This is a genomic window from Verrucomicrobiia bacterium, from assembly GCA_035629175.1.
Lineage (GTDB): Bacteria > Verrucomicrobiota > Verrucomicrobiia > Limisphaerales > DASXHY01 > DASXHY01.
Window position 1 is genome coordinate 115,611 of record DASPIL010000067.1, and the last position, 20,380, is coordinate 135,990.

A 20,380-nucleotide genomic window follows, 5' to 3' on the forward strand; every position below is an offset into this window, starting at 1 on the left:
TCAGCGGCGCATCGCGGAAAGCGCGGAAGCCGGCGCGCGGCGGATTCCCAGCTCATCGAGAATCTTTTGTTCCTCCCGTTGCGCCGCCAGGTTGTAGGTGTCGCGGCATCTCTCGTGATACTGGTCGATTGCCTTGCGATCGCGCGTGGCCACGAGCATCTCGCGCATTGCGGCATCCATGGCGCGGCGTGCGCGCTGGGCGGCTTCGGCGCATTCTTTTTGCCGCAACTCCAGCGAGTTGCACCAAGTGCGGGTGCGGCTGAGTTGCGCGGCATTGACACCTGCCGAGGTTTCGCGGCACAGCGCATTCCAGGCGGCGAGCAATTCGTCGCTGGCGACTTTCAGTTGCAATGCCGCCTGCTCGTGAAGACGCATCGCGCGGCTGAAGGCCTGTTGCGATTTCTGTTCCTTTTGCTCGCGGAGAACACGGATCGGTTGCAGGGAAAAACGAAAGGCTTTCATGTCAGCGGGGCTGCGGGACGACAGCGTGTTTGGAGGGATGGGCCGGTTGCAGCAGCAGCGTCCAGCTTTGCGCAAAGAGTGTTTCTGAAGTCGAATCCGGCGCGCCTGCATGGGCGCGATGATGAGAACGGGATCGGGCAATGACCCGCCGCCACGCCGCGTCCACATTGAGCCGCGCCTTCTCAAGCAACGCCGTCCTTTCGCGCAGCCGCAATTCGAGAACATTGCACCACGCGCGGCGGCGCAGCAGGTCGGTGGGAGACGCCCCGTTGGAAATTTCGATCGTGAGCGCGCTCCAGCAGGCCGCGAGTTCATCCGCGGCTGCCTTCACCTGTGCGGCGGTAAACTCACAGTTGCGCAGGACTTCGTCGAGCGGCGTTCGCGTCATTTCCCGGCGCTTGCGGTCGGGACGTTCTGAGTGAGCGGACTTCATGGATTTATCGGTGCGGCTGCGGCTTGGGAGCAGGAGCGGCGGGTCGTGGGGTTGCGAGTGTTTGGGTCAGCATTTCCCAGCTGCGGCTTGCTGGAAATCCGTCGGTGACGCCCTGTCGCAGGAATTTATTAAGCGGATCGTGCAAAGCAATGGCGTGGTCGATCGGCGCGCTGCTGCCCGCGGGATAGGCCCCGATGTTGATCAGGTCCTGGTTCTTGCGATATGTCGCCATGTGCTCGCGGGCCGCTGCAGCCATGTTGAGCTGCGGCGTTGCCAGCAAATCGCGCGTGAGCCGGCTGACGCTCTCCAGCACATCGATTGCAGGATAATGATTCTGCGTCGCGAGTTCGCGGGTGAGGACGATGTGGCCATCCAGAATCGAGCGCACGGAATCCGCGATCGGATCGTTCATGTCGTCGGCCTCCACCAGAACCGTGAACAAGCCTGTGATGGCGCCTTGTTCGCCTGTGCCTGCGCGCTCGAGCAATTGCGGGAGCAGGGAAAAAACCGAGGGCGTGTAGCCGCGCGTGGCCGGCGGTTCGCCCACTGCAAGGCCGATCTCGCGTTGCGCCATGGCAAAGCGCGTGACCGAATCCATCATCAACAAAACGCTCTGGCCCCTGTCGCGGAAGTATTCGGCGATCGCCATGGCCAGGAATGCTCCTTTTACGCGGTGGAGGGCGGGTTCGTTGGACGTCGCGACGATCACGACAGACTTTTTCCGTCCGGCTTCGTCAAGGTCGCGCTCGAGGAATTCGCGCACCTCGCGTCCGCGTTCACCGATCAGGGCGATGACATTGACGTCGGCTTCGGCATGGGATGCCATCATTCCAAGCAATGTGGATTTGCCGACGCCGCTGCCCGCGAAGATTCCCATGCGTTGTCCGCGTCCGCACGGAGTAAAGGTGTCGATGGCCTTGATCCCGGTTTGGAAAACATCCTTGATGCGCTGGCGCTTCAAGGGATGCGGCGGGAGAAGATTGAGTCCGACCGTTTCGTCAGCGACCACAGGGCCAAGGCTGTCGAGAGGTTTTCCGAGGCCATCGAGAATCCGGCCTTTCAATGCATTTCCGACCGGCACGCGCATGGCGCTTCCGGTTGCGAAGACTTCGCTTCCAGGGTGGATGCCGTGCAATTCGCCCAACGGCATGAGCAGGAGATTGTGATTTCGAAAGCCGACGACTTCCGCAAGCGTGAAGCCGTCGTGCCGGGCGGATTCAATGCGCACGACTTCGCCGACGGCGGCGAGTGGTCCCTCGGATTCAATGACGAGCCCGATGACCTGGACGACACGTCCGCAGGTCTCGGTCACGCGAGCTTCCCGAACGCGGTGCAGCGCGGACGTGAGGCGGGAAGAGCAGGAAAGAGCGTTCATGCGAGAGACTTTCTGAGCTGCTCAATCTTGGTTTCACGCCGGGCATCGAGCACACCAAACCGGGTGAGGATGACACAGCCGCCACGGCTTACTTCCGGGACACTGACCAGCTTGAGCTTGTCCGCGCCAGGAAGCGAATCCAGGACGGGTGAGTTGTGTTTGTGCAGCAGCGCGAGGTCTTCGGGATTCAGTTGAACCGTGAGATCGCTTTTGTGTTCAAGCTGGCTGAGTGCGTCCTGGATCGTGGTTTCAATGGTTTCGGCCGAAATGGGAAGGCCCGCGACGATTTTCTGCGCGACTTCGAAGGCGAGTTCGATGACGGCTTTTTCCGTTTCGGCAATGACCTGGGGAATTGAGCGGCTCAATGAGCTAAACACACCCTGCTGCAGTTCAAGCAGTTCGGCTCGCTGCTGGATGAGTTGCGTGCTCAATGCCTTCTCGGCGTCGCGCGTTCCGCGCTCATAGGCAGCCTTCTCGGCTTCGCGCACGCGAGCCTCGATGTCCACCCGCGCATCGGCGGATGCGAGCCGCACATCCCTGATCGGGGCAGAGAGCGTGATGGTCTTATACAATTTCATACTCAGCCGAGGCGCGGGATTCATCGAGGTCAATTTCCCCTTCGCCTTCAAGCTTGCGGACGGCATCGATGATCCTGAATTGCGCAGCTTCGACATCGCGAAGTTTCACGTGTCCCAGCATGTCCATTTCCTCCTGCACGGCTTCGGCTGCGCGGCGTGAGATGTTTGCCAGCATGAGCTTCTTGAGCGGCTCGGTTGCTTTCTTGAGCGCCATCGAGAGATCGCGCATGTCGATTTCGCGCATGATGCGCTGGATGGTTTGCGCGTTGAGAAGCAGCAGGTCCTCGAACGTGAACATCTTCTTGCGGATGGACTGGCAAAGATCCGGATTGCGTTCCTCAATGCTCGTGAGAAGCGAGCGGCTGACGGTCTTGTCAATCGCGTTCAACAGGTCTGCCGCAGCTGTGACCCCGCCTGTCTGAGAAAATGCACGGGTCTGCTTGATTCCCAATTTCGCGTTCAGCACATCGACAACCTTCTCTGCAACTTCAATGGGAGTCGGGGCGAGTGTTGCCAGGCGCTCGACTATGAGGTCGCGTTGCTCCGGGCGGACGAGGGCGAAAACCTGCGACGCTTTTTCGGGCGGCAGGTAACTCATGATGAACGCCATGGTCTGCGGCTGCTCATCGCGAATCAGATTAAAAATGTGGCGCGGATCCATGTCGGCGATCGTCTGCATGCCGCCGACGGGGGTTTTCGTGGGCGTTACGCGGCCGAGAATGTCGCTCGCCTTGAAACTGCCGAGCGCCTTCTCGAGCGTGTTTCGCGTGACTTCCACCCCAGCCGAGAGAGAGGTGCTGGCGGCGATAGCCACGTCCGAAAATTCGGCGAGGATTTCCTCCTGTTGATCGAGCGTGATCAGGTTGAAGCGCGCCATTTCGCGGGAGATGGCCTCGATTTCCCGTGGCGTAAATTGTTTGAGAATCTGGCTCGCGCCATCGGGCCCGAGCATCACCAGCAGCGCCGCGAGCTTTTGAACTTTGGTCAACGGCCCGTTCTCGGCGGTGGAGTTTTCCGTCAGGGTATCAGCAGGAGCAGCCATGGGATTATGGGTTTTCCGCGGTGCGGCCCTTGTTCATCCATTCGCGGATGGCCTGGGTCATGTTCGCTGGGTTTTCCTTCACAAGCCGGTTCAAGACGTCAACAGTGACGATGCCGGGCTGCGGCTCCCCGTTTCCGTGGCCATGCCCGTTGCCGTTTCCGTTTCCATTTCCATTTGCGTGTCCATTAGACCGCTGGCCGACAATGCGGCCGACGGGAACACCGATGGGAATCTCCTGGATTGGCGTGCGCTTGAAGAGCATCAGGAGCACCGCGAGGGCGGCCAATCCAAGCGCGGGATACGCGGCGTTGCCAGCGAGCTGCCACCAGAACTGCCGCTTTTGCTGCTGATTCAGCTCCTGCGTCAGCGTGGCTGCGAACTGGTCGTTGAAGGGAAGTTCCTCGAGTGCGATCTGGTCGCCGCGTTCATTGTCGGTCCCAACTGCGTTTTGCACAACGCGGCGAAGCTTTTCCAATTCATCATTGGTTCGGGGCAACGCTTTGCGCTCAGCACCCTCGCCTTCAAAGCGGGAAGCGATGGTCACTGCGGTGGACAGGCGTTTGATCCCGCCTGCGCTTTGAATGACGCTGCTCGTGCTTTTGCCAATCTCGTATTCGATCGTGGACACCGTCTTGCGATTCTTGCTGTTGTTGACGGGACCCGACGCCACTGCGGGGGAATTGGTCTCCGTATTGGTGTTGGCGGAGATTCCAACGGAAGAAGAGGAACCGCTCGATGTGCTGGAATCGGTGTTCTCGTCATTCTTCGTCTGGCTGCGGACAACCTGGCCATCCGGATCAAACTTCTCTTCTGTCCGGGTGACGGTATCGAAATTGATTTCTGCTGAAACGCGCACGATCGCCTGGCCGGGGCCGAGGACCTTTTCGAGGACGTCCTGCGCTTTGCGGGCAAGATACTGTTCGAGGTTTCGACGGGCTGCGAGTTGTGTCGTGGTCATTCCCGTAAGCGAATCATTGTCACTGTTTTCGGAAAGGACGTTGCCGAGATTGTCGACAATGGACACGTTGTTCGGCTTGAGGCCTTCGACGGAATTGGCGACGAGGAAACGGATCGAATTGATGGCGGAGGTTTGCAGTTGAGTATTGCCACGCACCCGCACGAACACCGATGCCGTGGGTTGCTTGTCCTTGTCGAGCAGGAGGCGGTTTTCCGGCAGCACGATCATGACGCGTGCAGAATCAATTTCGTCCAGCTGGCTGATCGTGCGGCTGAGTTCCCCCTGCACAGCGCGGGTGTAATTGGCGCGCTGCACGAAATCAGAAATTCCAAAGTTCGGCTTGTCAAAGATTTCGAAACCGACGCCTTCACCCTGCGGAACGCCGCGGCTGGCAAGCTGCATGCGAATTTGGTGGACCTTGTCGGCAGGGATGAGAATCGAGCCGCCGCCCGAACCGATCTTGTAAGGGATCTTCGCCTCGTCGAGCGCCGCGATCACCTTTGCGGATTCGGTGTCAGAAAGCTTGCCGTAGAGCAGGCCGTAGTCGGTGCGCGAAGACCAGAAAGCGACGGAGATGAGGCCGCCAAGGACGACGATCGTCGCGGCAAGCACGCTAATCCGCTGGCTGGCGCCGAGCTGTTTCCAGATCTCGACGAGTTGGGTTCCGAGTTTAGAGAGGTTGTTCATTGCGGCGGAGCGTGACTGGCCCGATTACATCTGCATGCGCATGACTTCCTGGTAGGCTTCCAGGAGTTTGTTGCGGACTTCGACCATCAGTTGGAAAGAGACACTCGCTTCCTCCATGGCAATCACGGCCTGGTGCAGCGAAACGTTGCCACCCGATTGCAGTGACTGCACTGCTTCGGCGGAGGCATTTTGCTTTGCGTTGACGTCCTCGACCAACCGCCCGAACAGGCTGCCAAAGGAGTTGTCGCCATCGGCGGTTTGGATCGGGTCGGAAATCCGCCCGATCGAGCTCGCGGCATCGGCACCCGGAAGGCGTCCAGCTTCGGCGGCCTCCTGCATCTGGCGCAGCGCCTGAATGGGCAGCGCTGACGGGATGTTGGAGATTGGAAGCATGGCGGGAGCTTATGGGGGATTAGCGTTTTCCGATTGCGAGCGTTTGAAGCGCAATGGACTTCGCGTTCTTGGTCACGGCCAGGTTTGCTTCAAAGGCGCGGGAGGCGGCAATCAGATCAGCCATCTCCTCATGCACATTGATGTTGGGCATCGCGACCATGTCATTCGCGTCGGCATCGGGATGGCCTGGGTTGTAAAGCAGTTGCGCAGGACGATTGTCCTTTTCAACGCGGGCACCCGTGAGGGTCGGGACGGGGCTGGAATTGCCCATGGCCTGCTGCAGCGCGGTTTCGAACACGACGACTTTGCGCTGATAAGGTTTTCCATCGACGCCGCGGGTGGTGTGTGCGTTTGCGATGTTTTCGGAAATGACATCCATGCGGGTCCGCTCCGCATTGAGCGCGGCGGAGGTGCTTTGGATCGAGGGCAGAATGTTGATCATGATTCAGTTCAGGATTTGCCGGTGATTGCGAGTTTCAGGCGAAGAAGGCGGCCTGTGATCAATTGCGCCTGCAGCGCGTGCTCAACGGTGTTCTGGTTCATCTGGAGCAGTTCGTTTTCGAAATTGACGGTGTTGCCATCCTTGCTGTTGGGAACCGCAGTTTCGTCCGGGGCCAGCGATGGCTTCAATGCGGACATCTGCTCGGAACTGCCCGCCGCGCATGCCTTGGCCAGTTCGGCTTTGAACGACGGCGCGAGGTCAACGCGGCGGTATCCTGGGGTTTCCAGGTTGGCGATGTTGTTGGCGATCGCCTCCTGGCGCAGCGCCACTGCGTCGAGCGATTTCTTCGCTGCGACGTATCCGGAGCCATTGAATAAGGCGTCAATCATGCAAACTTTTCCGAGTGTGCTGAGCAACGGCAGTGCCATGCGGAAAAAAGGGCCCGAAACGCAGGGTTTCGAGCCGGTTTGAGGGAAAACACGGCAATTGTTTCCCGGCGGGGAGGAACCACTAGGCAGAATCCGCGCTGGAATGTGAACTCCCGGCGATGCTCCGGGGCAAACGAAGAGACTTACCCGCTGCCAAACGACAGCAGGGAACCGCGGTTAGAATCGGGGCAGCGGGGGGGGGATCCCGATACTTCAGCTTTCTTCGACGGAATCCTCTTCACCCGCGCCCGCACTCTTCCCCTGGTAGTCGTTGAGCTTGTTGCGAAGCGTTCGGATGCTGATATTGAGCAGCTTTGCGGCGTGTGTCCGGTTGCCGTTGCACTGTTCGAGAGCCTTGAGGATGTGCTGCTTTTCCATCTCCGCCATTTCAAGGAAGGTGCCGTTGGGAGCGGTGGCCGATCCCCCTGCCGGCGCGCTTGCCGCACTCGCTGAAGCGGCGCTGGAGATTCCGAGGCCAAGATGCTCGGCTTCCAGCATGCCGTTGTCGTTGGAGAGGATGACGGCGCGCTCGATGACGTTCTGAAGTTCCCGCACATTGCCGGGCCAATGGTGCGCCATGAGGACGCGGATGGCATTGTCGGCGAGTCCGTTGACCTTGATGCCGTGCTTGCGGCTGAAACGGCGCATGAACTCCTCGGCAAGGAACGTGACGTCCTCCTTGCGGTCGCGCAAAGGCGGAACCGGGATGGGAACGACGTTCAAACGGAAATAGAGATCCTCGCGAAACTCCTTCTTTTGCACGCTTTGCTCGAGGTGGCGGTTGGTGGTGGCGATGACGCGCACGTCGACCTTGATCGTGCGATTCCCGCCAACGCGCTCGAGTTCGCGCTCCTGCAGGACCCGCAGCAGCTTGGCTTGAACGCTGGGAGAGATTTCGCTGATTTCGTCGAGGAGAATGGTTCCGCCGTGGGCGAGTTCAAAGCGGCCTTCCCGCTTGTTAAGGGCTCCCGTGAATGCGCCTTTCTCGTGCCCGAAGAATTCGCTTTCGATCAGGTTCTCAGGAATGGCGGCGCAGTTCACGCGGATGAACGGAGCGCCTGAGCGCGGGCTTTCGCGGTAGAGAGCGCGGGCGACGAGCTCCTTGCCCGTGCCGCTTTCCCCCTGGATCAGCACTGTGGCGAGGGTGCGGGCGACCTTGCGAACGAGCTGGCGGAGATTCTCCATCGCGGGGCTCTGGCCGAGCAGCTCGACCCCGGTGTCTTCGTTCTCCTGGCTCAGGAAGCGGTTCACACGCAGCAACTGCGTGAACTCCTCCGCCTTTTTCAACACGACCTCGATTTGCTCGGGGGAGAACGGTTTGATCAGATAATCAAAGGCTCCGTTCTTCATGCATTCCACCGCGGACTCGATCGAGCCGAAACCCGTGGTCATCACCACCAGGGGTTTGACGGGACGCAACTGGATGGATTTGAGGAGGTCGGTGCCGTCGCCATCAGGAAGCCGGACGTCGAGGAAAACGAGGTCGAAGTTGTCGCGATTCAGGTAATCCTGCGCGTCGGCAATCGTGGAAACGGAGGCAACATCGTAGCGGCGCTGGCGGAGCTGGTGTTCGAGATTTTTTCTGACGATCAGGTCATCCTCGAGGACGACGATTTTCTCGATGGACATACGGGGCGATTATCCGGCGTGTCGCCGATAGAGCTGGGCAGCGTAGTGTGGGGATTGTCCGGCGAAATTCGAGACATGCTGGGGCGGCAACAATCCCCTGCGGAGCAGGGCTTGCTGGTTTTCGCGGTCAAGCTGAAGAATCCTGACCAAAGCGTCTTGCGCTGTCTGAAGCAGTGCTTTCACTTCGGAATATTGGGCGCGTTCCCGTGAATCAAGCCGCTGCCATGCCTGACGCCACGTGCGCAAAAGATTAAGCGACTGATCCAAGCGTGAAAGCAAGGCTTTTCTACCCTGGTAAAACTCGAACGGCTGATACTCCCCGCTGTCGGCGAGCGCCTGGCTTTCGCGTGTCACGAGCGTGAGAATTTCATCGCAAAGGAGCTGATGATCCCGCAGGTGATTGCTCAATTGAACGACGAACTCAGGCGTGGGGTTCATTGGATGGAAGGGAGTTCAGAGGGAAGGCTGGCCGTCACGGGAATGCTGTTGGACGGCTGCCGGAAACTGCGCGTGGCATCCTCGGCGCGGTTATGCCAGTCGAGAAAGTTGAGCCGCCAGCGGGACATTTCAAAAATCGATTTCAAACTTGGCGTGGCTTTGCCGGTGAGCTCCGACTCACGCTTGAGGATTTGCTGGTACATCTCGGCGGCTTTTGCAGGCTGCCAGAGCCGCTCGTAGGTCATGGCAATCTGGTAGGATACCGGCAGGCGCCATTCCACAGTGTCATCCAATTCCGCGAGGCTGAGATACACATCAAGGGCTTTCGAATATTCGCCTTCGCTGTAGAGGTGATTCCCGATGAGATTTCCCGCGCGCTGCTGCCAGTACGACCAGACCGCGGGACGATCCTCAGTCGCCTGCTTCTGCTCCCGAAGCAGCGTGAGCACCTGTTGGAGCGATTCATTGTTGCGACCGAGCTGCTTCAACGCGTGCGCGAGGTAAAAGCGGACTTCAGGTTGATCCGGGGAACTGGGATAGCGTTGCAGGTAATCCTGCGCGGAAGCCACGGTTTCCGCGTAGAGCTCGCTCGCGGAATAACAACGCGCGAGCTTGTAGAGTATCGCGGCTTTGTTTGCGACGTTCGTCTGCTTTAACAGTCGTGCGAAGAATTCAGCCGCGTCGGTGTACTTGCCGAGAATGTAGTGGGTGTCTGCGATCTCCATCTGCGCTTGCTGAACCAGCCGAACGTAGTATTCGAGCTGATCGTTCTTCAACACCAGCGCGCTGGTCATCACTCCGTAGAATTTCGTGAGCGCCAGGTTGTTGATGCCCATTTGCCGAAAGAGCAAACCCTGCCGGAGGAGCACCTCCGGAATGCGCATGTCGTTGGGCCACTTGTTCAGGAATTGCGAATAAATCTGCTGGGCTCGCGCGGGATTGTTAGAGTCCTGGGCCGCGGCCGCCAGCTCCAGCAACGCTGATTGCTGTACGTTTTCGGGCGATTCGTCACCGAGCAACTCGATAAGCATCGGCTCAGCCTGGGCAGCCTGGCGGATGTTCCGAAGGTAGCGCGCTGTTTCCAGCTTGTATTGCAGTTCCGTGAGCTTTGCCTGCGCCGCGACCTCTTTGGGGGTGCCATTAGTGACCTGCCGTGTGGATGGCGGAGCCGGGGCTGCCGCGTTGGTGAGAGGCTGCGTCACGGGCAGGGGGATCGCCTCAGGAAGACACTCGGAATCGGGAGCATCGCTCCCATTTGCCGTCGCATGTGCGGCCGTGGGACTTGCGAGGGGAGCAGGCAATTCCAAAGGCAGGGTGGCGTCTGGATACAGGCGCGGTGAACCGCCATTCCCCTGCAGGTTGGCAGCGAGGCACAACGTGCACAGGCCAATGCATGCCGACACCCAAGGGCGAAAGCGTGGCCCGGCGCAGCTCGATGACGAGTCGTTCATCACTCGGTCTTGTAAATGGCGCGAGAAACGGGGGCGGCCGAGGGCGTGGCCGGCGTGAACGTGACGGGCACGAGCGCGGATGCCGCCGCGTTGGTGCCGCCCGGATTCGGTTTTAGATATTCCATCAACATTTGAGGACTGATGATGAGCAATTCGTTTGCCGAACTTGAGGGCGTGGGCTCGTTCGGCGAGGGAAGAGGTTGCGGCAGGAGCGATTCGATCGCAGGCGCGGGGAGTTGCGATGTGGAAGGAACGTCGAAGGCCACGGGAGACGCATTGGTTGCCGAGTGTTCCGCCGCCGCGGCGGGTTGTGTCGACGAAAGCGCGTTTTCGGGCGGGAAAACGAAGTCTTTCCGCTCTGAGGCTGGCGGAAGAAAGCGGAAACCGGATGGCCCGATGCGCGGGAGGTATCCCTCTGCAGGCGCCGAGAAAACCATCGCTCCCATGATGAGTGCGGAGGCAGTCCAGCCCGTTTTGATCCGATCGGCGAAATTCATATGCATTGGAGCCGGGCGTATTTGTTGCCTCCGGCTGGTGCGGTTGAATCGGCAAAAGTTGCCGCTCCTTGAGATGTAAAACCGGGCGCGTTCCTGTTCAAGTTCCCCTGCTGGGCGTCGATAGCGGGGACGTTCACGAGTTGAACCAATTTGAATATGATTTCCGTTCTCAGTCCGACTGCCGTGCGACGGCTGGATCCGAAAGAGATCGCCGCGCGCCTTGAATTGTGCCCGTCCCTTCCTTCCCTCAGCAGCATCAACAAAGCGTTGCAGGGATTGATCTTCGCGGAACAACGCTTCTCCGCCCAGATTTCCGAGATCATCCGCCGCGATCCCAGCCTTACGGCGAGGTTGCTGCGCCTGGTGAATTCGGTTTACTACGGCCTGACCACCCCGGTGAACAGCATCGAGGAAGCGGTGTTCTACCTTGGCATTCGCCAGATTCGCCAGCTCACGACGGTGACGCCGATCATCGAGGACTTTCAGAAACTGTCGGGCAAGTGCAACTTTCCCTGGCGCGAGTTCTGGCAGCATTGCATCGGGACCGCGATCCTGAGCCGCGAGATCTGCAGTTCGGTCCAGGCGCCTGCGGATGAATCTGACTACGTCGGCGGCCTCGTGCATGACGTGGGTAAAATCGTGATGGCCTTCAGCTTCCCGGATCATTTTGCTGAGATCCATCGCCAGGCTGAATCCGGCGAGCATGAGTTGCTCGACCTGGAGAATCAAATTCTCGGCATCGACCACGCCGAACTCGGCGCCCAATACCTGGAACGCCACCACCTGCCTGAAGTGATGGTGAAATCCGCCCGCTATCATCATCAGCCTGAAAAGGCGGAGGAGTTCGCGCCGATCGTTGCGTCAGTTCAGATTGCTGACCTGCTGATGCGCAACGCGAACATTGGGTGCAGCGGCAATTACAAGCCCGTGACAACCGAGCAATGCATGTTGGCGTCGGGCTGGCAGGTGTTGTTCCCGAACCGCCATGAAGCGGATCAGGCGATCGCCCGGGCTTCCCTGCACCGCAGCGTCGAGCGTTTGCCGCACGTGCTCGAGGGCCTGGTCTAATTTGTCTGCGACTGCGGCTGCGAACCGCACCGCCGGTTGCTGGCCGGGTACTCCGCCAGCAACCGGCGTTTTTCTTACCAAAGGCCGGAAGGATGATAGCGATGATTGAATATCCACTTCGGATAAATCGCTTCCAGCTTGTAATGGTTGGAATGGCTGCGCAGGAGGCCAAACCAGTTCTTGTTGTAGACGAACAGGTCATCCCATCCACCCGTGCCCCGGAAGTCGGAGACATGGAACGAGTCCACTGAACCCAGATTCCACCCGCCTATCCAGTTGTCCTGCCACGTGCCCTGAAGGTTTCCGCTGCCTGTGGAACGCAGGATGCCGAGGTATTCGGTCGACCAGTTCACAGCATTGAATACGGAGAGATCGTCGCGTCCGTCACCGTTCACATCGGCCGTGCGAAACCGATCGTGGCGCCGCATCTGCCACCCGGGCACATCGTTGCCCGCATTGTCGTATCGCTTCTGTGGATTAATGTTTCCGTTTACAACACGCATCATGCCCAGATACACCGGGCCCCAATCGAAGCCATTGAAGATCGCCAGATCAGACATGCGGTCGTTGTCGTAATCCAACACATGCAGCACGTCCTTGCGGCGCATCTGCCAGAAGCCGGGGATTGTTCCATAGTAGCGATCTCGCAGAGCCAGCCCGCCGGGCACTGCCGCATAGGTGCGCAGATGCACCTGCGCCCAGCTTGCTGTGTCTATGACGGCGAGATCGTCGCGATCGTCTTCAGTGAAATCGCCAACGTGGAATTTCTCGTTTCGGCCCATCTCCCAGTTCGGAAGGAACTGGTCATAACGCCGCACGTATTGCAGCGCGCTTCCCGTCGATCGTGTCAGCAGGAAATAGGGCATGATCCAGTTCTTACCGTTGAAGACCATGAGGTCGCTGCGGCCGTCGTCGTCGAGGTCCCCAACGTAGAACTCATCGCCCGCAGTCATCTGCCATCCGGGAAGGTTGCTTGCATAAATGTGCACGGGTTCGAATCGATTGCCGAACGATCGCAACATGCATACGTAGGGCTGCGCCCAGTCATTGACGTTCGCTACATACAGGTCATCCATGCCGTCGTTGTTGAAATCGCCCACGCGGATGATGTCGTTCTTGCGGGTAATCCAAAGCCAGTTGCGCGCGGCGTTCCACAGCGGCCCCGTGTTAAACCATGTGGGTTGCAGCACGCCTGTGACAGAGCGGGGAGGGCTGCCCTTCACCGGATCGTTTGCTCCAACGTTGCGGTCTCGCGCGAGATAGAGGGAGAGTTGGCGGTCGTCCAGCATCACGACATCATCCAGGCCGTCGCCGTCGAAGTCGCCCACCACGGTTTTTCGGAAGTCGCCTTCCTGCCGCGGACGGAAGTTCTCGCGCACCTGGGTGTAGCCGACGGGATTATTCACGGGCGTGTTGTTGTTCATGCGGCCGCGCCACGACGGCCGGTAAATCCCGGTCCACCATTGACCCGAGCCCATGGTTGCACCAGGGAAGATGCCGACGTCCTGCTGGTTGTCGGCAATGTTTGCCTGTGCGGTTGGGAGCGGGCGCCACGATGGGATCCAGCTGGCCCACTTCACGTTGGAGCGCGACGTGGTGTTATCCAGGTTCGGCGCGCCGGGTTTGCTTCCCCCGTAACTGCCGCATCCGGCGGCTCCCTGGTTGCATTGATATTCATCACCCAGCGTTCCGGGATTGTGTCCGAATTCGTGCGCAAACGTTCCCCAGCCCGAACCCAGCGTGACTGCGAAGTGACTGCTTCTGGCGCAGCCGCCGCCGTTCGCTTCATTCAACACCACAGCGACCATGTCGGCTTCGGGAACGTGATGATTCAGGAAACCTGCAAGGCGGATTTCCGTTCCGAGCTCAAGCGGGAAAATCGACAGTGGGGTGGGCTCCATCCAGCAACGATTCCAATTGCCGCTGTAGCGGAACATCAGTGCGGTATTGCGCGCGAGGGTGACGTTCCCGTTCGCATCCACTTGCGTGACCCCTGAATCCTGCGAAGTCGTGTTGATGCGAAAGACATTCATCGCGTTCATGATTTCCGGGTGAATATCCTGGCCGAACAACTGGTTCATCACCACGTTGCTCACATAATTGTTGAACAGGGCCTGGTCGCCCGGGGTGTTGCGAAAGCCGTCGGCAATGATGACGAAATTAAATTTCTGAGAGCGCGGACCGCTCACGTGCAGTTGCGTGAGCGTTGAACCGTCATGGTTCGCCGCGTGAACTTCTCCCTCGCCTTCCCGCGTTTTCTCCAGCAGTTCAACGATGTTCGTTTCGTTCAGGACTGTAAGCGGTTTGAAGCTCTTTTCATTTCGAAGGAAAGCCTCAGGTGTGAGGAATTCAAGGTCGGCCAGCTCGAGATATTGATAGAGTTCAAGCCTGAGCCCGTCGAACACCGGTTTGCCCTCAACGACCGGAACGGGGACGGGCAGCCGGATGACACCCCCATGCGACTCATGCACGCCATGCGACCCGCGGAACGGTGGATCATATGAACGCTCGAAGAACGGATCAGGGCCGACGCCAATGTAGAAGATGTTGCCCGGAACATTCGGCGCGCCGGCCGGACTGCGAATCACCCAGATCGTGGAGCCAATCGTCGGCAACGGAAACGGTTCCGGGAGACGGGAATCGCCTTCCAATTCGTACGCCGTCAGCGGGTTCACCTCGCCGTCCTCGTGAACTTCGATCGTGAGGCGCAAGTGTGTTCCGGGCTCGCGGAAGTTCGGGATCGGATCCGGGGGCGTTCCGGGCGGCAGGTCAGGAATGTCGATGAGGAGCTTCATGTCTGCGTCTTCGCGCGGCGGCGGGTCCACCACGCCTTCCTTCGGCAGTTCGCGGATGTTGTCGCCGTTCCAGCCCTTGTCGATCTCCCCTTCGCCCGGCTCATTGTCCGGCAAGCCCCCTGTTTGCGGCCGAGGTTCGCTCGGGAAGAGATTCGCCAATGACGGATCGTCCTTTTGAAAAGCTGGCGTCCAGACGCGGACACCCCATTTGCCAATCAAACCTTCAAGGTCGGGCGCCCGATAGCGTCCGGGCGGAACAGGTGCGCTGCCGTCATTTCGTTCCGTCAGGAACAAGTCCGTATCCGTGCGGCGCGACAGAAATCCCAGAAGGTCGTTCAAGGTGATCGGACCCGTGATATCGAGTTGCAGGGTGCCTTCGTCCACAAGGAAGGAAACGGGTGCTGGCCACGTGACGACCCGAAAAAACCGTTCAGGAAAGTCGTCTTCCATCGGCACGTTCAGTTCCAATTCCGATCCCCACGTGAGAACCGGATCGCTCACCGGCGTCCAGGCCGCCATGTTCGTTGTGGATTCCATCCGGACGAGATGATTCGGCTCCAGCGCCAGCTTGAGGCCAAGCCAGCCGGCGGACCCGAATTCGTCTTCGACGATGAAACTCTCGACAATTTCCGATCCGGCAGCACGGGCGTTGGGAACCGATATCAGACCGCCTACGCACAGGGGGACCCAAGGGACAGCAAAGCACTGATCTTCATAACTTTAGACTGGCTTTCAGTTAGCGCGCGGAGAGACGGCGCGTTTCGGAGGGAGATGGAAAACGCCCGTGAGCGCATTCATCAGTCCGGAGTGGATGCTCCGGACTATTACGTAAGGGATTGTCTGATGCAATCGAAAAGATTCAAAGGATTTGGCATGGCGACACGCAGTGGGATTTACAAGTCTGATGTATCGCCGGGTTCCAAGTCGGCAGGGTGTGATCAACGCCAGGCAGCAGATTTGACAGCCTGTGGATGTGGGAAGCCGGACCTTCAATTCGCGCGGGGAACCCCCCCCTGCTCTTTAGCGAGTGGTTGAAAGGAAAACGACGTTTCCAAGCCGCGGGTGTTTCCCTATCTTCGTCCGACTATGTTGCTTTCGGTTCGGTCAGTTCACTTTGTGGGGATCTGCGGCACAGCCATGGCATCCGCCGCGGTCGCGATGAAGGAGAAGGGCTTCGAAGTCACGGGTTCGGATCAGAGTGTTTACCCGCCGATGTCAACCTTTCTCGCCGAACGCCAGATTCCCGTCATGAACGGCTATGCGGAGCGGAATCTCGCACATCAGCCCGACCTGATTGTCATTGGCAACGCCATTTCCCGCGGCAATCCGGAAGCCGAGTTTGCCCTCGATCACAAGCTCCGCTATTGCTCTCTGCCCGAGTTGCTCAAGGAATATTTCATCCGTGGCAAACGCTCGATCGTTGTCGCGGGGACACACGGCAAAACCACCACCACGTCGCTGCTCACGTGGGTGTTCGAGCATAACGGGCTGAATCCGAGTTATCTTATTGGGGGAATTCCGAACAACCTTTCACAGGGCGCCCGATTCACGGACAGCTCGTGGTTCATCATTGAGGGCGATGAATACGACACCGCATTTTTCGACAAGCGGAGCAAGTTCGTGCACTACCTGCCTGAGGTGGTTGTTGCCAACAACCTTGAGTTCGACCATGCAGACATCTTCGAGAATCTCGCGGCCATTCAGAAATCGTTCTCACATCTCTTTCGGCTGATTCCGCGCAATGGCCTGCTGCTGGGAAACGGCGACGATCACCATCTCGCGCCCTTGTTGAACGTGACCCATTGCCCGGTGAAGCGGTTTGGGCTCGGCGGCGATTACGCCGTGAACGCGTTTAACATCCGCTACGGACCGACGGCCACCGAGTTTGAAATTCCGAGTTTTAAGTTTCACCTGAATCTGGTCGGGGAACTGAACGTGCGAAACGCCCTCGCGGTCATTGGCTGCGCCAAACATTGCGGCCTCTCGAACAAGCAAATCCAGGGCGCCTTCGACACGTTCAAGGGAATCAAGCGGCGCATGGAGATCAAGGGAATCGCTGGCGGCGTCACAATCATCGACGACTTCGGGCATCACCCGACCGCCATTCGCGAAACCCTGCGCGCGCTGCGAATCCGGTATCCGCAACAGAAGCTTTGGGCGGTATTCGAACCGCGCAGCAACACCACGCGCCGCAATGTTTTCCAGGCGGAATTGGCGGATGCGTTCGCCGATGCCGATGCCGTCGTGGTTTCGGAAGTGGCGCGGCTCGAACAATTGCCACCCGGCGAACGTCTGAACCCCGCGCAGTTGATGCAGGATATTCAGGCGCTCGGAAAAGACGCAACGTACCTCGTTGACGCCGACGCGATTGTCGCTCACGTCGCAAGGCATGCCCAGGGCGGAGAGATCGTGTGTGTGTTCAGCAATGGCGGGTTCGGGGGCATCCATGCAAAACTGATCGAGCGGCTGGGACGGCGGTAACTTAGAATTTTTGAAGGCTTCACCCACCTGTCACGTCTGAAAACGCATGAAACGCAGAACAGCGGGTTTTACCCTGATCGAATTGCTGGTCGTGATCGCGATCATCGCCGTTTTGGCGTCCATGCTTCTGCCTGCGCTCTCCTCCGCAAAACAGAAGGCGTGGACGATTTTGTGTAATTCCAATCTCCGCCAGATAGGGGTGGGGATGACGCTGTACGCTGATGATTTTAACGGTCTGTATCCGCGGTCGGGAGGAATGATTCCCTGGAACACCGTGGATAGCAGCGCGCCGACGAATGCGTGGATGCAGCAAGTCGCGGCGTTTGTAATGAACACCAATCTTTATCGGTGCCCGTCAAACAAAGCACTGCCCCTCGAACAACAATCGCCGTTCAACTATTTCAATGGCGCTCGCGCTGCGTATGTGGCCGAAGGGAAGGCCGCATCGCTCAACATGCGGCGCATCCGGTTTCCATCGGCAATGGTGCTTTCCGGCGACACACTGGAGTTTCATCCCTTTGATGCCGACAAGGACGATTACAGCCAGAACTGTGTGGGTGGAATGCTGAATGGGTATCCATGGATCGAATGGCGTGCGCATTCCAGGGGGCAGAACATCCTGTTCACGGACGGCCATACGAAGTGGTATCAGCGATATCATCCGCAGGAGATGACATTTCGTTACGAGTCGCTTCACGGCTGGGAGTAGTTTCTCGCCACTGGCATGGGCGGGGCGGTGGTTGGAGGTGGTCCAATAAGGCTGGGGATTTATAACTTCCCTTCGCAGTTCGTTGTGTTAAACCAGCTTCCGGAATAATACACCTCCACGAATATGAAAACGATCACGCTTGTGCTGTCACTGATGCTCGCCGCCGGTCTTGCAGGACTAGCAGTTTACCAGCAGAAGAATGTTACCCGGCTGGAACAACAACTCGCAGCAGCGCAGGAGCAGCTCGACACCTTGAACGCGGAACTCGCAGCTGTGCGGGCTGCCGCCGAGCAGAGTGCCACCGCACAGCTTAAGGCAAAGGTATTGCAGGAGACACTCTCGCAGGCGTCGGCGATCTCTCTCGACCAGTCCAACCAGGTCGCGCAACTGGAACAATCGCTTGCCGCGGCCAAGACGAATTCGCCGGGGCTATCTCGTTTGTTCCAAGACCCCGAAATGAAGGAAATGATCAAGGCGCAGCAGAAAGCCTTCATGGGCCCGATGATTGACCGGAACTATGCCGCGTTGTTCCAGCAACTGGGGCTCAACAAGGAGCAGGCTGATCATGTCAAGGCGCTGATCGAGAAGAAGATGCTCGTGGCGGCGGACATGGGCATGTCGATGCTCGACGGCTCGTCCGATCCCGCGAAACGCAAGGAACTTGCCGACAAGGTGAAGGCTGATACGGACGCGGTGGACAGGGAAATCGCGGAATTTCTAGGCGCTGACAATCACAAGATTCTGAAGGACCACGAAGCCTCGATTCCTGACAGGATGAGCGTTTCGCAGTACAAGGATCAGGTAGCTGGCACGGGTGCCGCCCTCAATTCCGGACAGGAACAGCAGTTAATCGACACCATGAGCGACCTCCGCAAGAACTTCAAGTGGACCACCGACTACAACAACCAGACCCCGCCGGATGGAAATATGTCGGCAATGTTCAGTGAAGATCGCCTCACGCAACATGCCAGGGAGCAGGAGCGATACAATCAGGAGCTTCTCGCCAAGGCACAGACGTTCATGACCGCCGAGCAATTGAATTCCTTCAAAACCTACCTCGAGAATCAGCGAAAGATGCAGGAAGCCGCGATGAAGATGGCGGGCCGGATGATGTCTCCCTGATATCCGCGGCAGGGTGTCATTGTTTGGAAACAAGCTGGCCAAACAGTGGCTATTAATCCGGACTGGTCATCGAGGAACCCTTGTGGCAGTGTTTTCACGGCGATGGCTGGCTTCGTTGTAACACCCCAAACCCCTCAGCGCACTGCGCTCGCCGCTGTTTTCACAAGCGTCATGGGTTGCCTGCTGCTGTTGGGCATTATCAGTCCGGCGCGAGCCGGGGATGTGCCCGATGATCCCCGGTTTCTGGACGGGACATTGTGGGGCTTGAACAACTGGGGGCAGAACGATGGAATCCCGGGAGCGGACATCAAGGCGCTCGAAGGCTGGGCCCTTCAAACATCAGCAAGCAACGTCATCGTCGCCATCCTCGACACTGGCATTCGCTATTCACACGAGGACCTCGCGAGCAACGTGTGGCGCAGTCCGATTGACGGCAGCCATGGAATCAATGCCATTGCGGAATCGAATGACCCCTTCGATGACGAAGGGCACGGAACCCTCGTCGCGGGGATAATTGGCGCGGTTGGGAATAACGGACTTGGAGGCGTTGGGGTCGCATGGCAGGTGCAGTTGATGGCGTGCAAATGCCTGAACCACCTTAACGAAGGGTCGGATGCCTCCGTTGTCGCCTCCCTGGAGTTTGCGATGGCGAACGGCGCGCGCATTGTCAACGCAAGCCTCACAAGCACGGTCTTTTCCGAACCTGTTTCGAACGCGCTGGTCCGATTGCGCGATGCAGGAATTATCGTGGTGGCGCCGGCTGGCGACAACGCATCGGATATCGACGCCACGCCCGTATATCCCGCCTGCTACGATTTGGACAACATCGTCTCGGTAACTTCGTTTGCACCCGACGATTGCCTTGGATTCAATGCGAATTACGGGATGACGAATGTGGATTTGGCGGCGCCTGGCGACCGCATATTTTCCACCTACTTTGCCGCTGACGATTCCTACCATCCGATAACGTATCCGTGGAATGCAGGCTATGGCACATCCTTCGCGGCGGCTTACGTGTCAGGCTCGCTGGCGCTGATCGTCCAGCGTTATCCTGACGAAACACATCAACAGATCATCGAGCGCCTCCAACGCAGCACCGATCATGCAGCGGAGTTGAATGGCAAATGCGTCACTGGCGGACGGCTGAATCTTCGCAAAGCGTTGAGCCCGCCCATGCACCTCCTGCCGATCGGCGGCGGCGAATCATCGGTGCAGTTGCACGCGTCCGTGGGGTTCAATCGGGCAGTCGTGATTGAAGCATCAACGAACCTGTTCGAATGGTCGCCCGTGCTGACGAACCAGACGACCACAAACTGGAGTTTTGAATTTGTCGAAATCCGAAATCCGGACGCAGAGCAGCACTATTTTCGGGCGATCAGCGCACCCTGAGGC

General features: G+C 58.7%; 19 protein-coding genes. 5 read left to right on the forward strand and 14 right to left on the reverse strand.

What is annotated here, in order from left to right:
* The 13 genes from fliJ to VEH04_11660 form a co-directional block, all read right to left on the reverse strand.
* Complete coding sequence (gene fliJ / locus VEH04_11600) at positions 1-462, reverse strand: flagellar export protein FliJ (GenBank protein HYG23419.1); 462 nt, start codon at positions 460-462, stop codon at positions 1-3.
* A 1-nt stretch (position 463) separates the two neighbouring features.
* On the reverse strand, positions 464-895 hold the full coding sequence (locus VEH04_11605; protein ID HYG23420.1) for a hypothetical protein: 432 nt from the start codon (positions 893-895) through the stop codon (positions 464-466).
* 4 nt (positions 896-899) lie between these two features.
* On the reverse strand, positions 900-2,270 hold the full coding sequence (locus tag VEH04_11610) for a FliI/YscN family ATPase (protein ID HYG23421.1): 1,371 nt from the start codon (positions 2,268-2,270) through the stop codon (positions 900-902).
* Positions 2,267-2,848, reverse strand: coding sequence for a FliH/SctL family protein (locus VEH04_11615; GenBank protein ID HYG23422.1), 582 nt, complete (start codon positions 2,846-2,848; stop codon positions 2,267-2,269). Before VEH04_11615 ends, VEH04_11610 begins: the two co-directional genes overlap by 4 nt.
* Positions 2,835-3,890, reverse strand: a complete 1,056-nt coding sequence (gene fliG / locus VEH04_11620; protein HYG23423.1) for a flagellar motor switch protein FliG — start codon at positions 3,888-3,890, stop codon at positions 2,835-2,837. The genes VEH04_11615 and fliG overlap by 14 nt, the downstream gene beginning before the upstream one ends.
* Before the next feature lie 4 nt (positions 3,891-3,894).
* Complete coding sequence (gene fliF / locus VEH04_11625) at positions 3,895-5,535, reverse strand: flagellar basal-body MS-ring/collar protein FliF (GenBank protein HYG23424.1); 1,641 nt, start codon at positions 5,533-5,535, stop codon at positions 3,895-3,897.
* 24 nt (positions 5,536-5,559) lie between these two features.
* Positions 5,560-5,928, reverse strand: coding sequence for a flagellar hook-basal body complex protein FliE (gene fliE / locus VEH04_11630; GenBank protein ID HYG23425.1), 369 nt, complete (start codon positions 5,926-5,928; stop codon positions 5,560-5,562).
* Between the two features lie 19 nt (positions 5,929-5,947).
* Positions 5,948-6,370: a flagellar basal body rod protein FlgC gene (gene flgC / locus VEH04_11635; GenBank protein HYG23426.1), complete on the reverse strand. Its 423-nt coding sequence runs from the start codon at positions 6,368-6,370 to the stop codon at positions 5,948-5,950.
* An 8-nt stretch (positions 6,371-6,378) separates the two neighbouring features.
* Complete coding sequence (gene flgB, locus VEH04_11640) at positions 6,379-6,759, reverse strand: flagellar basal body rod protein FlgB (protein ID HYG23427.1); 381 nt, start codon at positions 6,757-6,759, stop codon at positions 6,379-6,381.
* Positions 6,760-7,011: 252 nt separating this feature from the next.
* Complete coding sequence (locus VEH04_11645; GenBank protein ID HYG23428.1) at positions 7,012-8,427, reverse strand: sigma-54 dependent transcriptional regulator; 1,416 nt, start codon at positions 8,425-8,427, stop codon at positions 7,012-7,014.
* A gap of 9 nt (positions 8,428-8,436) precedes the next feature.
* A complete protein-coding gene (locus VEH04_11650) occupies positions 8,437-8,865 on the reverse strand; it encodes a hypothetical protein (GenBank protein HYG23429.1) in 429 nt (142 codons plus the stop codon).
* Positions 8,862-10,316: a tetratricopeptide repeat protein gene (locus VEH04_11655; protein HYG23430.1), complete on the reverse strand. Its 1,455-nt coding sequence runs from the start codon at positions 10,314-10,316 to the stop codon at positions 8,862-8,864. The genes VEH04_11650 and VEH04_11655 overlap by 4 nt, the downstream gene beginning before the upstream one ends.
* Entirely contained in the window at positions 10,316-10,813 is a 498-nt protein-coding gene (locus tag VEH04_11660) for a hypothetical protein (protein HYG23431.1), read from the reverse strand. Before VEH04_11660 ends, VEH04_11655 begins: the two co-directional genes overlap by 1 nt.
* A 156-nt stretch (positions 10,814-10,969) precedes the next feature.
* On the opposite strand from VEH04_11660, the gene VEH04_11665 reads away from it, so the two are divergent.
* Entirely contained in the window at positions 10,970-11,881 is a 912-nt protein-coding gene (locus VEH04_11665; GenBank protein ID HYG23432.1) for an HDOD domain-containing protein, read from the forward strand.
* Positions 11,882-11,955: 74 nt separating this feature from the next.
* Here VEH04_11665 and VEH04_11670 read toward each other — a convergent pair whose 3' ends face one another.
* A complete protein-coding gene (locus VEH04_11670) occupies positions 11,956-15,213 on the reverse strand; it encodes a M64 family metallopeptidase (GenBank protein ID HYG23433.1) in 3,258 nt (1,085 codons plus the stop codon).
* A 549-nt stretch (positions 15,214-15,762) separates the two neighbouring features.
* Here VEH04_11670 and mpl point away from each other — a divergent pair.
* The 4 genes from mpl to VEH04_11690 all read left to right on the forward strand — a co-directional run bounded on the left by mpl (position 15,763) and on the right by VEH04_11690 (position 20,377).
* On the forward strand, positions 15,763-17,157 hold the full coding sequence (mpl, locus tag VEH04_11675) for a UDP-N-acetylmuramate:L-alanyl-gamma-D-glutamyl-meso-diaminopimelate ligase (protein ID HYG23434.1): 1,395 nt from the start codon (positions 15,763-15,765) through the stop codon (positions 17,155-17,157).
* 46 nt (positions 17,158-17,203) lie between these two features.
* Positions 17,204-17,866 carry a prepilin-type N-terminal cleavage/methylation domain-containing protein gene (locus tag VEH04_11680; GenBank protein HYG23435.1) on the forward strand — a complete coding sequence of 221 codons (663 nt, stop codon included), beginning with the start codon at positions 17,204-17,206 and terminating at the stop codon, positions 17,864-17,866.
* 123 nt (positions 17,867-17,989) lie between these two features.
* Positions 17,990-18,988: a hypothetical protein gene (locus tag VEH04_11685; protein ID HYG23436.1), complete on the forward strand. Its 999-nt coding sequence runs from the start codon at positions 17,990-17,992 to the stop codon at positions 18,986-18,988.
* Between the two features lie 102 nt (positions 18,989-19,090).
* Complete coding sequence (locus VEH04_11690; protein ID HYG23437.1) at positions 19,091-20,377, forward strand: S8 family serine peptidase; 1,287 nt, start codon at positions 19,091-19,093, stop codon at positions 20,375-20,377.
* Positions 20,378-20,380 lie beyond the last annotated feature (3 nt).